Source organism: Haladaptatus sp. CMAA 1909, assembly GCF_043952005.1.
GTDB lineage: Archaea > Halobacteriota > Halobacteria > Halobacteriales > Haladaptataceae > Haladaptatus.
In genome coordinates this window covers 720,056-735,922 of sequence record NZ_JBIOAV010000002.1, presented here as the reverse complement: position 1 = coordinate 735,922, position 15,867 = coordinate 720,056, and the positions used below count along the sequence as shown (strand labels likewise).

Genomic DNA, 15,867 nt, shown 5'->3' with positions numbered 1-15,867 from the left:
CGGAGTTCGGTGCCGACTGACGACGGTCAGTGGCCCCAGAGGGTGTCCCCGTCACGGTATCGCGCATCCGTGATTCGGTCCCACTGTTCGTCGGTCAGGTCGACGTCGCACGCGCCGACGTTCTCGTCCAGTTGTTCCGTCGTTCGCGCGCCGATTATCGGAACGCAGGTGAAGTCGTCGTGGTCCATCAGCCAGCGAATCGATACCTGTGCGGGCGTCGCGTCCACTTCGTCCGCGACTTCACGGATGACGTCGAGAACCTTCCAGCCACGCTCCGACGCGTAGTAGTCGCCGAAGACGTCGTCGAAGTCCGCGCGGGAGCCGTCCGGACCCTCCACTGCCTGCGGGTCGTCGGGGTCCGCGCGTTCGTACTTCCCGGTCAGGAACCCGCCCGCGAGCGGCGAGTACGGACAAACCGCGAGGTCCTGGTCCGCGCAAACGTCGAGATAGTCGGCCACGTCCTCGTAGTATCCCGCGTGGTGGAGCGGTTGCGTGACTTCGAACCGTTCCCAGTCGTGAACGTCGGACTTCCACAGCGCCTTCGTGAGTTGCCACGCGGCCATCGTGGACGCCCCGAGGTAGTTCACCTTGCCCTCATCGACGAGGCCGTTCAGCGCGTCCAACGTCTCCTCGATCGGCGTCTCCTCGTCCCAACGGTGGATGTAGTAGAGGTCGAGGTAGTCGGTGCCGAGTCTGTCGAGCGTCCCGTCGATTTGGTTCCGGATGTGCGTCCGTGAGAGCCCGGAGTCGTTGGGACCGGGTTCGCCCCATCCGTCGAAGGGGAAGTACACCTTCGACGTGAGGACGAAGTCCTCGCGGTCGTGGTCGGCGAGCCAGTCGCCGATGTACTCCTCGCTCGTCCCGTTCGGAGTGCCGTAGACGTTCGCGCTGTCGATGAAGTTGATTCCCCGCTCCCACGCGGCGTCGAGCAGTTCGTGGGCCTCCTCCCGGTCGGTTTCGAGGACGTCTCCCGTTCGCTTGCCGAAGCGCCACGTTCCGAAACAGAGTTCGGAAACCTTCGTTCCGGTCGAACCCAATGTACGGTATTCCATCGTCCGAACGAACGGTTTGGAGCGACAAAATCGCTTGCATTCATCGACGAACCGGGCGAGAACCGAAACGTTCCGGCAGGGGGTCGAACGTTCCGAGATGTGTCACATCGACGGTCCGATGCGGGTTATCGCGAACTCGGTCAGTCCGTGTTCGTCGACGGCACAGGGGCGACCGTCCGCGACGGTTCGAATCGACGGCAGAAGGTCCTCCGCCGTTGCCGTCGTCGCGTTCACGTCGATATCGTCCGCGAGCGCACCGACCGTGGATTCCTCCCCCGAGACTTTGAGAACGGGAACGGTCGGATGTCCGGCCGGAATCCCGTCGGCGGTGAGGTGGAGGATGAGTTCCGCACCGGCGGCGACCAAACCGGTTGCCGCCTCCTCGAACCGTGACGGCGCATCGAGAATCGCAAGACCCGAATCGAGGGACGACGCGGACCCGTACTCGACGACTTCTCCGATAGCTTCCGTCCCCCACTCCCGCGTTATCTCCTCGAAGTCGAGCGTCGAGGCACGCATCCCGACGCGCGTCGCACGAGGTGGTTGGTCTCGATGGCGGGAGAGCAACCCGTCGAGTTGTGCCTTCGCCTCCGAGGACGTCCGGGCGCGTGCCGCCTCCGGATGTGCGAGCACGCGCTCGGTTCCCGCGACGACGACCCGTGCGCCCAATCCCACTAGCTCGTCGATCGCCTCCCCGACCAGTGGACCGGCCGTCTCGCGGGTGCTCTCGCGGAGGTCGCTCGAAACGACGCCGACCGTCAGGTCGCCGAGCGAAATCGACCGTTCCCGCGTATCGGCCTGCGTCCACAACTCGCGTGCCAACTCGATTCCCCGCTCAACGCAGGCGTCGGTCCCGCCGACCTCCTGAATCGAAAGTTCGCGCACCGGAACCCCTCGGTCGGCGAGCGCGTGGGCGACGTCGTCGCTCTGCACCTCCTCACAGCCCAATCCGACGACGACGACGCCCGCCACGTTCGGATTCGCCCCGATTCCGACGAGGGTCCGCGCCGTCTGCTCGTTGTCCGCGCCGAGTTGCGCACACCCGTGGTCGTGCGGTGTCGCACGGGCGTACGGGAGTTCGTCCGCGATGCGCTCGGCGACGAGGTGGGAGCAGATGACCGACGGGACGACGAGTACGTGATTCCGTATCCCGACGGCTCCGTCCGGCCGTTCGTAGCCGTCGATGGCGTCCGTCATCCCGTTTCCTCCTGTTGGTCGCCTCTGCCACGCGTGCTCTCGCAATTGTGCGTGTGAACCCACGTTCCGGACGGAACGTCGTCGGTCGCACGGCCGATAACGGCCCCGTACTTGAAAATCTCGTCACCCCGGTCGATGGGTTCGAGCGCGAACTTGTGACCGAAGGGAACCTCGTCCGAAAGCGTCACATCACGCTTCCCGTCCGAGAGCGTTCTCCCGGTTTCGAGGTCCTCCAAGGCGGTCGCGACCGAATCCCGCTGGTCCATGACGAGCGCGGCGTCGTCGATGACGTCGCCTTTCATGCCGTTCCCTCCAGTTCCTCCGGTTGTATCTCGTTGATGGCGAACTCCTGTAACTGCCGTCGCTCCGCTTCGGTTCGGCGGCCGTCCGCGACGTCCCTGATGGTCTCGAACAGTCGCTCACCCACGGTCTCGATTTCCTCACCTTGGACGATGGTCGAGGCGTTCACGTCCATGTTGTTCCGCATCTTCTCCCACGTGTGGGGATTGCCGGTCACTTTGATGACCGGCGCGATGGGGTTCCCGGTCGTCGACCCTCGACCGGTGGTGAACGCGACGATTTGTGCGCCGCCGGCCACCTTCGCCACGACGCTCTCGACGTCGTATCCGGGCGTGTCCATGAGGACGAGTCCGCCGCCCGTCGGAAGGGTTTCGGCGTACTCGACGAGCCCCCGGACGGGCGTCGTCCCGCCTTTGGCGATGGCTCCCAGGCTCTTCTCCTCGATGGTCGTCAGACCTCCCTCCTGGTTTCCCGGCGTGGGCTGTGCCCCCCGGAGGTCGACGCCCATCAACTTCGCCTGCCCTTCGCGTGCTTCGACCCGTTCGAGGAGTCGTTCTCGAACCTCGTCGGTCGCACAGCGGTCGGCGAGGATGTGTTCGGCACCGATGAACTCCGGCGTTTCGCTGAAACTGACGGTCCCACCGGCGGCGACGATTCGGTCCGCCGCGTTCCCGACCGCCGGATTGGCCGCGATACCGCTCGTCGCGTCGCTCCCGCCGCACTCCGCTCCGAAAATCAGTTCCGACACGTCCGCCTCCTCCCGCCGCGCGTCGGCGATTCCTTCGTGAAGCGTTTCCGCGATTCGCTGCCCCTCGGCGAGGGCGCGCTTCGTTCCCCCAGAGTCGCGAATCGAGAGCGTCTCGACAGGCTTTCCGCTCGCTGCGATGTCGTCTGCGAGCGCCTCGGCGTCGATGTCTTCCGTTCCGAGTTCGATGACGACCGCCGCCCCGACGTTCGGATTCCGACCGATTCCGGTGAGAACGCGCTCGGTCTGTTTCCGTGCCGGTTTCGGTTGCGTCGTTCCCATCTGATGTGGCGTCGCCCGCGCCCACTCGCCCGCTTCCCCCGCGATGTGGCGAGCGACCGGGCTGGCGGCCACGGACGTCGGAACGAGGGCGACGTAGTTGCGGACGCCGACACGGCCGTCGTCTCGGCGATACCCGTGAAACGTGGTACTCATACACTCACACCGTTCTCGGAGGAGGGCAATAGGTATTACTCCGCGTTCGGTGGAAAACGCCTCGAAAAGTAGTCCACCGCGGGGGAAGTCAGTGGCTCTCCCTATCGGTGAAGCGGACCGGGGCGGGAACCGTCGGAAACCCGCTATCGTCGGCTGAAAGTTCGCTATCGTCGGTCGAAAGTTTGCTACCGTCTATCGTCCGTCTGCTCGAGAAGCCCTTTCAGATAGCCGATGGCGTAGAGTCGCCCCAGCGTCATGTAGCCGGGGTTGTCGTTCGATTCGGTCGCCATGGTTTGGACGTGGTCCGGTCGAACCGGTCCCTCGAAGCCGATATCCCGATACGCCTCGACGCATTCGAGCATGTCTGTCGGGCCGTCGTCGTGCCACGTCTCGACGAACTTCTCGGCGGTCCCGTCCACGTCGCGGAAGTGCACGAAGTTGATGCGGTCTCCGAAGTGGCGGATGGCCTCCGGAACGTCCGCCCCCATCGCGGCGAAGTTGCCCTGACAGAAGGTGATGCCGTTGTACTCGCTGTCGTAGACATCGAGGACGCGGTCGTAGGCCTCCACGCTGGTGATGATACGATCGACGCCGCGAACGTTCCCCAGCGGCGGGTCGTCGGGGTGCAGGGCGAGTTTCACGCCGGCTTCCTCCGCGACCGGGACGACCTCCGTGAGGAAGTGTTCGAGGCCACTCCAGAGTTCCTCGGCGTCGACGGGGGCCAGCGGTTGGTCGGGGCCCCGCTGCATGAGGTCGTGGTCGTATCCGGTCGTGAGCGACCCGCCCCGCGACGGGAGCGCGGTCGACGTGCGCGCCCAGCGGAGACCGGCCATCCAGTCGTACGCGACGACCGGCACGCCGAGTTCGCCGAGGTTTCGGAGGTACCGTTTGAACCGTTCTATCTCCTCGTCGCGTCCGTTCCGTCCGAGTCGCGTCGCGTCGGAAATCGGGACACACCCCTCGATGACGTCGACGTCGATGCCGAAGTCCTTGAACCGTTGGGTCAGTTCCATGAGGTCCTCGAAGCGCCACGGTTTGCTCCCGTCGCCGATTTCGAGCGTGTGGACGACCGCCCGTTCGACGCCCATCTGTTTGGCGAGTTCCCATCGCTCGTCACGCTCCGGTGGCAGTATGAGTGCTGGCTCCATGGTGGATGTGTCTCTCGTCAGGGGGTATCACTGTTTCTCTCTTTCGACGACCAGTTGCAACGTGGGGGAGGGTGCTGGAACGTCAACGCCTGCGAGGTGCGAGTATTTCGACCGGATGCTTCACCGACTCGTCCAGCAGGTCGGCGAGTTGCTCGGTACACGACGTTCCGGATGCGACGATGGTTCGGTCGGTCTCGTCTGCGAACTGGTCGCGGAGCGTCGTCCCGACGTCCATGCTCAACTCGTAGTACTCCGATTTGTACCCGAAGCTCCCGGCCATGCCACAGCACTCCACGTCCGAAGTGACCACGTCGTAGCCGAGGCGTTCGAAGACCGCCTCGGTGTACACGTCGAGTCCCAACGTTCGTTGCTGACAGTGGCTGTGATAGGCGATTCTCGGGGCGTCGTGCGGGAGTACGTCTGAATCCGCGCCGTTTTCCAGCAGCCCGAAGACGTATTCGAGAACCTCGTAACTGTTCTCGGAGAGGGTTTCGAACGCGCGGTTGGGGAGCAGTTTCTCGTACTCCCGTCGAAACATGGCGAGGTCGCTCGGTTCCACGACGACCACGTCCCGACCGCGGTCGATGTCCCGACGGAGACGGTCGAAAACCCGCCGAGCCTTCGATTCGGCCGTGTCGATCATCCCTTGGGAAAGCGGGGTGCGCCCGCTTCCGGGCACGTTCGGAACGACCACCTCGACGCCGAGGGATTCGAGGAGGACCACCGCGGCCTTTCCACGCTCCACGAGGACGTAGTTGGTGTAGACGTCCGGATAGAGGACGGCGGTTCGGTCGGCGTCGCGAACGTGGCTCCCGCCCCGTGCGTCGAACCACTCGACGAGGGATTCGTCCCGAAAGGTCGGAAGATCGCGACGCTCATCGATACCCGCGAGTCGGCTCATCGCGGCTCTGACCGGTGACGACCCGAGCAATCGGTTCGACACAGGCGCGGTCTTGCTCGCGACCTTCGCCATCGTCTCGAAGTTGCCGAACGCCCGTTTCTGGACGTCGAGTCCCCCCGGTTCCTCGTCCGGGGTCAACCCCTCGATGAGGAAGTCGAACTTCGAGGGGTCGTGGTCGCGGTTGAGGCGGTCACGGACGACCGTGTTTATCCACGGGATGTCAATTTTCACCGGACAGGCGTTGACGCAGCGTGAGCATCCCGTGCAGAGGTCGTTGAAATCGGCGGCGCTGTCGATGCCGTGGACGCCCGTTTCCCACCCGGTGGCGATGCCGCCGGTGTACGTCTCACCGCCGAAGGCATGGCCGCCGACGTGCTGGAAGTTCGCACACGAGTTCGCACAGGCTCCACACCGAATGCAGTACAGCGTCTCGCGAAGTTGGTCGTCGTCGCGCATCGCCATGCGCCCGTTGTCGACGAGGACCAGATGGAACTCCCGGTCGCGCTGGTCTCCGAACGCCGGGTCGTCGGGGTTCTCGAAGTCCAACGTGGGGGATTTCGTCGGCGGGCTAAACAGCGAGACGTACTGAGCGATGTCCTGTCCCGTGGCCGACCGGGCGATGAGTTCCACGAAGGGGCCGAGGTCCGACAGCGACGGGAGTATCTTCTCGACGCCGGCGACCGCGACGTGGGTGTCGGGCGTCACCGCACACTTACGCGCGTTACCCTCGTTGGTGACGAGGGTTATCGTCCCCGAGTCGGCCAACACGAAGTTCGCGCCGGTCATGCCGATGTCGGCGGCACAAATCCGCTCGCCGAGGTAGTCCCGGGCGAACTCGGTAAGTTCCTCCGCCGTCTCGAACGGTTCGTCCGGGTCGAAGTACTCGTTGAACAGGTCCGCGACGTCGTCGGTCGTTCGGTGTAACGACGGCCCGACGAGGTGCGACGGCGCTTCGTCCGCGATTTGAATGACGAACTCCCCGAGGTCCGTCTCCCAGACGTCGACGTCGGCGGCTTCTAGTCGCTCGTTGACCTCCAGTTCCTCCGTCGTCATGGACTTGCTCTTCACCAGCGAGTCGGCGTCGGCGTCTTCGGCGACCTCCCGAATGTAGGCGTTCGCGTCCGCGGCGTCGTCCGCGACGTACAGATGACCGCCGTTGTCCTCCACCGACTCGCGGAGGGTCTCCACCAGTTCCGGGAGTCTGTCGATGGCGTCCTCCTTGATGGCGCGGGCCTCCTCACGAACCGCCTCGTAGCCCGCGAACTCCTCGACGGCGTCGTACCGTTCCTCGTTGAAGTGCGTCGTGTTCTCCTGAACGCTCTCTCCTTCCGTCTCCAGTAAATGGCGGATTTTCGCCGCCTTCTCGCGTCGGCTATCGCTGCTCATCTAGCGGCCCTCCACGACGATGACGCGGACGTCCGCCGGTCCGTGAACGCCCTCGACGAGCGCGCCCATGTCGCCGGTGGCGCTGACGCCGGTGGCGAAGACGGCGGAGCGCCGCCCGTCGTCGAACTCGCCGTCGAGCCAATCGAGGGCGTCGCGGACGTCGGGGACGATGTCGCTCTCACGGATCACGGCGACGTGGCAGGGCGGATAGAGGCTGACCGGTTCGGTTCCGTCGGCGGACGATTGCAATACCAAGCTTCCGTGGGCTGCCACGCCGAGCGCAGCGGGCGTGACGCCGGTTTTCGCGCCGGTTAACTCCCCCGTCGATGGAGAGCACGTCACGTCAGCGTCGTCGAGCGAGATTCCCTCGATATTCAGCGCGACGCCGACCGCCGGCGTTTCGATGGCTTCCTCCAGCGCGTCGGCGAACGCATCGACGGACGTCACTGTACACGGGACGTCGAGTTTTCGCAACGACGATTCGAACGTCGTTGTCGATTTCGTCGGCATAGAAGGACGTTGTGGAGGTGGCCTAATAACCATTCTTGTGGCGGCGATGCGCTATCCCTCTCGCCGATGGGGAAAAAGCCGTCGGGCCGTCCGCGTTCGACCTGCTACTCGTACACGTGCACGCTTCCGGTGGCGTTCGATTCGACGTACTCCCAGTCGTACTCCACGCCGAGTCCGGGACCGTCGGGAACCGGAACGGTTCCGTCGTCGTCGACGACTTCGATCATGTCGGAGTAGTCGCCCAGATACACCGGCGGTTGGGTGTTCTGGCATTCGGGATGAACGAGCGCCATCTCGTAGTAGTTGGCGTTCCGCGTCGCGGCGATGCAGTGTCGCTGGGCCGGACCGGGTGCGTGAAACTCCGTATCGAGTCCGAAGCCTTCGGCCATTCGTGCGCGTTTCATCGCGCCCGTGATTCCGCCGTCGTACTCGGGGTCTGCACGGACGAAGTCGGTCGCCTCGTTCGCGACGAAATCGGTCGCGACTTCGAGGCCACGGATGTGTTCCGTCTGGAGAATCGGGGTGTCGAGCGTCTGTCGAAGCTTCCGATGTGCGTGTTGTGAGATACCGCCGTCGCGGAACGGGTCCTCGTACCAGAAGAACCCCTCTTCGTCGAGCGCGCGGCCGAGTTTGACAGCGTCACCGAAGGTTTCGAGTTCACAGGCCGGGTCGTGCATCAGGTCCATCTCGTCGCCGACGCGTTCGCCGACGGCGTGGACGGCGGCGATTTCGCGGTCGAGGTCGCGGGAGGTATCCCCGCCGCCCCATCCGTGAATCTTGTAGCCGGGAAATCCCCTGTCACGACACTCCTCGGCGAAATCGGCGAACGCCTCCGGGGAGTCCAAGCCCCCGTTCTCGTCGCCGTGATACGTGGACGCGTAGGCGGGAATGCGATCGCGGTACGTCCCGAGCAGTTCGTGAATCGGGGCGTCGTAATATTTCCCCGCGAAATCCCACAGTGCGATGTCGATGGGACCGATTCCCATCCGGTCGTACTTTCTCAGCGCGCGCTTGACTTCGCTCCAGTGTTTTTCACGTTCGAGCGGGTTCTTCCCGACGAGATAGTCCGCGACAGTGTTGTACTGGGCGGCACCGGGAGAGTTTCCGCCGATATACTCCCCCGAGATACCCGTGTCGGTCTGTACTTCGATGGCGAACAGTTTCCGCTCCGTCGTCGAACCGGGTTCGTAAACGAGGTTGAAGCCGTGTTCGTCGGTTCCTACGTCCTGTAATGGGTACGAAAACTCCGTACTCACTATCTTCGTTATTTCTGGTCCCACAGTATCCGATTCCGATGTGGCCGTATATAATTTATCTCTCCTCGACGGGCTTCCGGAGCACTGGAGACGGGCGACCGTATCGCCTGGTGGTTCGGAGGGTTCGGAGCGTGAAACGGTGCAGAGGGTGACGATTATCGGTCAGTAGTTGATGTTGAGTTCGATGACGTTGGCCGCGTTGAGTACCCGTTTCGACAGTTCATCGTGGAGGTCATCGTCGCTCACCCTGCTCGCGGGAGCGGAGACGCTGATAGCACCCAACACCTCGTTCGAGGAGGTGCGTACCGGTGCTGCGATACAGCGGAGGCCCTCCAATCGTTCCCCGTCGTCGATGGCGTATCCTCGCTCGCGGACCTCTTCCAGCGTCTCGAACAGTTCCTCTCTCGTACCGATACTCTGTGGCGTGGCCCGTTCGAGCCCGTGCTGTTCGACGATTTCGTCGACGCGCTCCTCGGGCAGGTGCGCGAGAATCGCCTTTCCGAGTCCCGTCGTGTGGAGGTACGTTCGGAGACCCGCGTGCGTATCCAAATCGACCGCTTTCGCGCCTTTAGCTCGCATCAGGTAGACGCCCTTTCCCTGTTCTTCCACGAGGAGATTCGCGAGCTCGCCGGTTTCGTCCGCGAGCGCTTTGATTTCCGGCTCCGCAACCTCGTAGAGTTCCATCGATTTCCGGGTGTGGCCTCCCACTTCGAGGAACTTCAGCCCGAGACGATACTCGCCGCCGGTCTTGACGACGTATCCGTGTTTCCGAAGCGTCGTCAAGTGGTTGTGGACCATGCTCTTTCCCATGTTCGATCCGTTGGCGAGCTCCGTCACGCCACACGAACCCCGTTCCATCAACTCCTCGACCAAGGCGAGCGTTTTTTCGGTGGTTTGCACCGGGTGTTTTGCGTCCATGTCAATGGAAGGCACACATTCATCACTCATAAGCATTCTGGAGACCAGAACGGAAAGAAAAACGACCAAACCTGTTCGAATCGCGCACCCGAAACCGAACGGCGCGCTTCGCTCGCCCGAGAACGCATCACGCTCCGTGTACCGTCCCATCGAACGACGTTTTCGACCACTCGGCGGGATTCAGTCAGCGTCTTGGACTCGCGTCTCCGTGAAATGGATTCGGCCGGTCGTCGGGATGTCCATCGTCGAAGTGACCGCGAACTTCCCGAAGAAGGCGGACGGGAAACCGTCGCACCGTCGATGGATTTCCGTCCTCGTCTTGATTTCGACGGTGGAAGGACTAAACCGTTCTCCGTTGCAAAACGGAGAAGGCGAATCGACGTATCCATTGACTGTTCGGTAGAATTGTTGTGACTACCGTCGACAGTAGGAAAAAGAAACAACGCGGAGCGCAGAGTACGTCGGTGAGCGCTATTCGCCCCGTAACGTGAGGTGGAGCTGTCATTTCGGCACCGTTCTCCGCGTTCCACGGTTTAGAACGCCACGATCACCGATTGACGGTCGAGTAGATTGCCGCAACCGACCGAACCTTATGCTCCAGATTCCGTATGTGGATGTCATGACCGACAAAACCAGCGTGCTTCTCATCGGGGAGAACACGTTTCCCTTCCACGAATTCGACGAAATGGCACCACGTATCGAGGACGCTCTCGGGGACGACGTAGCCGTGACTCGAACGACGGACCGAGATTCCCTGCGCAGCCTCGCCGACTACGACGTCCTCGCCGACTATCTCACCGACAGCTCCCTTTCCAGCGCTCAGCGAGACGGTCTCTCCTCGTTCGTCGCGGATGGTGGCGGTTATCTCGGGATACACTGTGCCGCGGACATCACCAGTACCCACGACGGGTCCGGTGGCATCGACCACCGGGACGAACCGTTCCCGGAACTCCGGGAGTTGCTTGGCGGGCACTTCATCGGCCATCCGGAGCAATCGACGTTTCGCGTCGATATCGCCGACATCGATCACCCGGTTACCGCCGGGGTCGAGGATTTCGACGTGTTCGACGAACCGTACACGGTCGATTACGATGAGGACGGGATACGCGTCCTCGCTCGGATGGACCACCCCGATCTCGACGACTATCCGGTCGCGTGGGTACGAACGGTCGGCGACGGAAACGTCTGCTACGTCTCGCTCGGGCACACAGCCGAGGCGTTCGAAACCCCGCAGTACCGACGCCTCCTTCGAAACGCCGTTCGATGGGTGAGCGCCTGATCGGCGTCTTACTTTTCCACCGCTACGTCTGTAGGAGTCCCCTCGATCACGAGCAGATCATAGCCGGGAACGGTTTCCTCGCCTAACCGAACGTCCGCATCGCCGACGTCGACGTCTATCGGTTCGCCGCCGTAATTGAACACCCACGTCAGGTCGCCGCGGTGGGCAACCCGGACGCGGTCCGGGAGCGGGTCGGCCGCGTGTGTGACGTTGGCCCGCGTGAGCACGTCGGAGACGAGGGCGTCCGCGAGGTCGGCGTCCGGCCAGATCCCGACGTAAGCGACCGACCCGGGTTCGGCTTCACGCACGGTGATGGCCGTACGTCCTTCGCCGATCCCGGTTGCGTACTGCCCCACGACCCTCGCGTCGTCGGCGTCGATCCACTCCGCCCACGTTCGATATCCGTACCGTTCGCCCCGATACGAGAGGTGGGCGTCGGACGAGTCCGCCGGGACGCTCTCGTGCTGATCGACGCGAACACCCGCGAGGTCGGCGAGCGGTCCCGGCGGTCGCGTGGCATGAAGCTTGTTATGCGGGTCCTTCTCCCCCGAACGAATCGTGAACAACAGGTGACCGCCGCTCTCGACGTATCGTCGGAAGGTCGACGCGACATCGTCGCCGACGAGGTGCAGCGATGGGGCGAGGACCGCGTCGTAGTCTCCGAAGTCGGCGTCGGTCGGAAGTATGTCCACTTGTACGCCGCGACCGCGAAGCGCGTGGTAGTACGTGTGGAGGTGGCTCCAATAGTCGAAATCGGGCGACATCGCCTGTTCGTCTAGCGCCCAGAGGCTTTCGTAGTCGAGGACGAGCGCGACGGGTGCGCTGACCGAACCCCGGTCGAGATCGGCGAGTTCCGCCGCCGCCGTCGTCGCGTCGTGGTATCCGCGGTCGGCGGTCCCGTCCCGCTTTCGAAGCCCGGCGTGATACTGCTCCTGTCCCTCCAGACACCGTCGCCACCTGAAGTAGGAGACGACGTCGGCACCGTGAGCGACCGCGTGGTGTGCCCAGAGACGCATCGCACCCGCTGCCGGTTGAGTGGTCTCGGGCGGCCAGTTGATCGACCCCGGCTGTTGCTCCATCACCCAGAAGTTCCCGGGTGCGGCGCAGCGATAGCGGTCGTGATTGAATCCGATCTGGTCCGGGTTTCCGAGCCGAAGTTCGTCCGCATCGGCCGGATCGTCGCCGGCGACTTGGGGGAATCCGGTCGGATACGAATCCCACGCGGCGAAGTCGAGATCGTCTCCGACGTCGTAGGGGTCTAGCTGGCCGAAATCGAACATGAAGTTGTGGGTGACGAACCAGTCGTCGTTCGCCTCCCGCAGCCGATCCACTTGCGACCGGTTGTAGGATACGACGCTCGCGCTCGCGAAGCGGTGGTAGTCGAGCAACCGTCCCGGATGGTGATCGGTGACCGTGTGACGCGGCGGGTCGATCTCCTCGAAATCGGTGTGATGTTGGCTCCAGAACGTCGTCCCCCACGACTCGTTCAGCGAGTCGATATCGCCGTACTTCTCACGCAGCCAGGTCCGAAAGGCCGTCGCACAGTCGTCGCAGTAACATCGGATGGTGTCGTGGCAGCCGTACTCGTTGTCGGTCTGCCAGCCGACGACCGCCGGATGGTCGGCGAAGCGTTCGGCGAGGGCGATGACGATGCGGTCGGTCTGCTCTCGGTAGGTCTCCGAGTTGAAGCAGTAGTGTCGCCGACTGCCGAAGTGGCGGACGCCCCCGTCCGGTTCCTCCTGAAGGATGTCCGGATGCTCGTCGACCAACCACTTGGGTGGCGTCGCCGTGGGGGTACATAGTACCGCCTTCATCCCATGCTCGTGCACGAGATCGACTGCGGTTTCGAGCCACTCGAAGTCGAGTTCGCCGGGTCGCGGTTCGAGTCTCGACCAGGAGAACTCGCCCATGCGGACGTATTCGATCCCCGCCTCGGCCATCTGCTCGACATCGGTGGACCACCGTTCGCGGGGCCAGTGTTCCGGAAAATAACACACGCCTATCGACATACCTTCGTGTGGCGTGGAAACTATTATCAAGCTATCGGTGGCATCGAACGGCGCTCGGTCTCGACTCCGGGCTCTCGCCGATCACGTCATCGAGGTGAATACGACGAAGGCGACGGTCGTCGGAAGCAGTGCTATCGTGCTTCGAATCCGACCGAGATCGTAGTGCCGTGCGAGCACCGGCCGAAGAAGGAGCGCGCAGAGAAGCCATCCGCTGATCCGGAGCAGCCGTACGATTTGCATCTGCTGTGTGCTCCGGATGTTCATCCGTACTTCCATGATCTTCGGTGCCATCTGTGAGACGTTGCCGCCGGAAACGGCGGCGATGCCGACGTCCGAGCCGGAAATCGTGAGCGCGAGAACGGATGCGACCACGAAAATCGGAACGAACACCACGGAGAGATACCCGCCGACTTTGAACGTGGTGACGTCGAGCGTTCGATTGGAGGCGATCAACCCGGCGATCGCGCCGATCGTTCCGAAGAAAAAGAACAGCAGCAACAGGGTCTGGAAACTCGTGTAGACGAAGTTGAGGACGAACGCCGCCAGCAGCGACGGGAACGGTTCCCCGCCCTTCATCACTCCCGGTTCGATGAGGTACGTAAATCCGCTCCGAAAGAGGATGTGGGCGAACACGCCGATCGCGGGCGCCGTCCAGCCGTAATATTCGATGGATTCGGCCGCCTCGCCGAAGTCATCCGCGTCGAGAAAGGCCCGCCACGCATCGGTGGTCGAATCGACCCTGGCGCGCCAGGCCCCGTATGCAGTTTCGAACGCCATGCAACGTCCAATTTCACTAGACTGTCAAGGGTGTTTCGACTAGACACCGAGCATCGGGACGCTCGGTACCAAAATGTTATTACCATCCGGGGAATGTTGTGAGACGAAGTAGCATGGTGAAATACTATCAGTTACGGAATCAGTTTCTCAACCGAGTTTCGCTACCGCGAAAGTATCGCCACCTCCTGTCGAAGGAGAGCGTCTGGGGTTGGTTGTTTCTCGTTCCGACCTTGGTCTCGCTCGGTCTGGTAAGCGTCTATCCCGTCTTCCGTGCGGCGTACCTGAGCATGAACGAGTACAACGGAATCACCCCGCCGACGTGGGTCGGCCCGGCACACTACGTGAAGATACTGTCGGGGTGGCCGGAGTTCTGGCAGGTGTTGCTCAACACCGTCTCGTGGGCGTTCGGCTCGATCATCATCATGCTCCTCGTCGGGATGGGGTTCGCCGTCCTTCTCAACCGCGAATTTCGAGGGCGAAACGTCGTTCAGGGGTTGCTCTTGCTGCCGTGGGCGATGCCGTACATCGCCGTGGCGCTGAACTTCCAGTGGATGTACAACTACAATCTCGGGGTGTTCAACGGCCTCTTGCGGCTGGTCGGCCTCGGCGCGATTCCGTGGATCGGGAGTTCGAAGTTCGCGCTGTTTTCGGCAATGCTCGGCTGGGTGTGGCGAAACTTCCCGTTCTTCATGATCAGCTTCCTCGCCGCGATGAAAGCGATTCCCGATTCGCTGTACGAGGCGGCGCTCGTCGACGGCTCCTCCCGATGGGAGCTGTTCCGCCACATTACGCTTCCGTACCTACAGCCGGTTATCATCGTGACGACGCTGCTGATGAGTCTGTGGACGTTCAACAATTTCACCATGATATTCGTGCTGACGAGCGGTGGTCCGGGGATGTCGTCGATGGTGCTCCCGGTGTACGTGTACAACAACGCCTTCCTGTCGAACTCCGTCGGGTTGGCAAGCGCCATCGGAATGGTCATGATGGTCATCATGCTCGGGTACGGACTGGTGTACCTCCAGCTCTACCGGCAGGACATCGGTCAGGTGTGAGGTGAACACGATATGGCAACCAAATCACCGCAATCGAACTCGTCGTTCCTGAACGACCCGATGCTCAAAAAGATCGGATTCCACGCGTTCGTGTGGAGTCTCACGCTCATCGTCTTGTTCCCCATCATCTGGATGGTCGTCACGTCGGTGAACGTGACGACCGTCGAGGAGCTAACGCGAATCGGTATCACTGGCTGGCTAAGCGGGGTGAGCCTGAACAACTACATGACGATGCTGAACCAGACGACGTTTCTCACGTGGTTCATCAACAGCGCCATCGTCTCGCTGGCGTCCACGCTCATCAGCATCGTCGTCTGTATCTTCGGGGCGTACAGCATCGGACGATTGCGATTCCGCGGTCGAAAGTTGGTCGCGACGTTCCTCCTCATCACGCAGATGTTCCCGTACGTCGTCATCGTTATCCCGCTGTTTCTCGTCTTCCGTGACCTCGGGCTGTTCAACACGCTCACCGGCCTCGTCATCGCGTACATCGCCTTCACGTTACCGTTTACCACGTGGATGTTGCGGGGATTCTACGAGAACCTCCCCGCCCAACTAGAAGAGGCGGCAATGGTCGACGGCAGCACCCGTATCGGGGCGGTCATCAGTGTCATTCTCCCGCTGTCCGCGCCCGCCATCGCGACGACGTTCATCTTCGGGTGGATTCTGGCGTGGAACGAGTTTCTCTTCGCGCTCGTGCTCATCAACGACCCCACCAAGAAGACGCTGCCGCCGGGAATCGGCTCGTGGATCGGACAGAACACGGTCAACTGGGGGCTCATCATGGCCGGTTCGACGGCGGTCAGTTTGCCGCTCCTCCTGCTGTTCGTCTTCCTCCAACGCTACCTCGTCGAGGGACTGGCGGAGGGTGCCGTCAAGTCGTAACGGACGCCCGCGGG

At 62.7% G+C, this 15,867-nt stretch carries 14 protein-coding genes; 3 read left to right on the top strand and 11 right to left on the bottom strand.

Annotation, left to right across the window (positions count from 1 at the left end):
* Positions 1-26: 26 nt before the first annotated feature.
* The 9 genes from ACGYLY_RS21480 to ACGYLY_RS21440 all read right to left on the bottom strand — a co-directional run bounded on the left by ACGYLY_RS21480 (position 27) and on the right by ACGYLY_RS21440 (position 9,848).
* On the bottom strand, positions 27-1,052 hold the full coding sequence (locus ACGYLY_RS21480) for an aldo/keto reductase (RefSeq protein WP_395284508.1): 1,026 nt from the start codon (positions 1,050-1,052) through the stop codon (positions 27-29).
* Positions 1,053-1,154: 102 nt separating this feature from the next.
* Positions 1,155-2,249: a UxaA family hydrolase gene (locus ACGYLY_RS21475; protein ID WP_395284509.1), complete on the bottom strand. Its 1,095-nt coding sequence runs from the start codon at positions 2,247-2,249 to the stop codon at positions 1,155-1,157.
* A complete protein-coding gene (locus tag ACGYLY_RS21470) occupies positions 2,246-2,551 on the bottom strand; it encodes a UxaA family hydrolase (protein ID WP_395284510.1) in 306 nt (101 codons plus the stop codon). Before ACGYLY_RS21470 ends, ACGYLY_RS21475 begins: the two co-directional genes overlap by 4 nt.
* Positions 2,548-3,729, bottom strand: a complete 1,182-nt coding sequence (locus tag ACGYLY_RS21465) for a UxaA family hydrolase (protein WP_395284511.1) — start codon at positions 3,727-3,729, stop codon at positions 2,548-2,550. The genes ACGYLY_RS21470 and ACGYLY_RS21465 overlap by 4 nt, the downstream gene beginning before the upstream one ends.
* A gap of 185 nt (positions 3,730-3,914) precedes the next feature.
* Positions 3,915-4,877, bottom strand: a complete 963-nt coding sequence (locus ACGYLY_RS21460) for a mannonate dehydratase (RefSeq protein ID WP_395284512.1) — start codon at positions 4,875-4,877, stop codon at positions 3,915-3,917.
* A gap of 82 nt (positions 4,878-4,959) precedes the next feature.
* A complete protein-coding gene (locus tag ACGYLY_RS21455; protein ID WP_395284513.1) occupies positions 4,960-7,164 on the bottom strand; it encodes an LUD domain-containing protein in 2,205 nt (734 codons plus the stop codon).
* The gene (locus ACGYLY_RS21450; protein ID WP_395284514.1) at positions 7,165-7,674 is read right to left on the bottom strand and encodes an LUD domain-containing protein; all 510 of its coding nucleotides are present in this window, start codon (positions 7,672-7,674) and stop codon (positions 7,165-7,167) included.
* Between the two features lie 104 nt (positions 7,675-7,778).
* On the bottom strand, positions 7,779-8,954 hold the full coding sequence (locus ACGYLY_RS21445; RefSeq protein WP_395284515.1) for a mandelate racemase family protein: 1,176 nt from the start codon (positions 8,952-8,954) through the stop codon (positions 7,779-7,781).
* A gap of 138 nt (positions 8,955-9,092) precedes the next feature.
* A complete protein-coding gene (locus ACGYLY_RS21440) occupies positions 9,093-9,848 on the bottom strand; it encodes an IclR family transcriptional regulator (protein WP_395284516.1) in 756 nt (251 codons plus the stop codon).
* A 619-nt stretch (positions 9,849-10,467) separates the two neighbouring features.
* On the opposite strand from ACGYLY_RS21440, the gene ACGYLY_RS21435 reads away from it, so the two are divergent.
* Complete coding sequence (locus ACGYLY_RS21435; RefSeq protein ID WP_395284517.1) at positions 10,468-11,127, top strand: ThuA domain-containing protein; 660 nt, start codon at positions 10,468-10,470, stop codon at positions 11,125-11,127.
* A gap of 8 nt (positions 11,128-11,135) precedes the next feature.
* Here the strand turns inward: ACGYLY_RS21435 and ACGYLY_RS21430 are convergent, their stop codons facing one another.
* Positions 11,136-13,136: a beta-galactosidase gene (locus ACGYLY_RS21430; RefSeq protein ID WP_395284518.1), complete on the bottom strand. Its 2,001-nt coding sequence runs from the start codon at positions 13,134-13,136 to the stop codon at positions 11,136-11,138.
* An 81-nt stretch (positions 13,137-13,217) separates the two neighbouring features.
* Positions 13,218-13,913, bottom strand: coding sequence for a hypothetical protein (locus ACGYLY_RS21425; protein ID WP_395284519.1), 696 nt, complete (start codon positions 13,911-13,913; stop codon positions 13,218-13,220).
* Between the two features lie 113 nt (positions 13,914-14,026).
* Here ACGYLY_RS21425 and ACGYLY_RS21420 point away from each other — a divergent pair, with 113 nt between their 5' ends.
* Together ACGYLY_RS21420 and ACGYLY_RS21415 are read left to right on the top strand one after the other, a co-directional pair.
* Positions 14,027-14,968: a carbohydrate ABC transporter permease gene (locus ACGYLY_RS21420; RefSeq protein ID WP_255666458.1), complete on the top strand. Its 942-nt coding sequence runs from the start codon at positions 14,027-14,029 to the stop codon at positions 14,966-14,968.
* Positions 14,969-14,980: 12 nt separating this feature from the next.
* Positions 14,981-15,853 carry a carbohydrate ABC transporter permease gene (locus ACGYLY_RS21415; protein WP_395284520.1) on the top strand — a complete coding sequence of 291 codons (873 nt, stop codon included), beginning with the start codon at positions 14,981-14,983 and terminating at the stop codon, positions 15,851-15,853.
* The last annotated feature ends 14 nt before the right edge of the window (positions 15,854-15,867 follow it).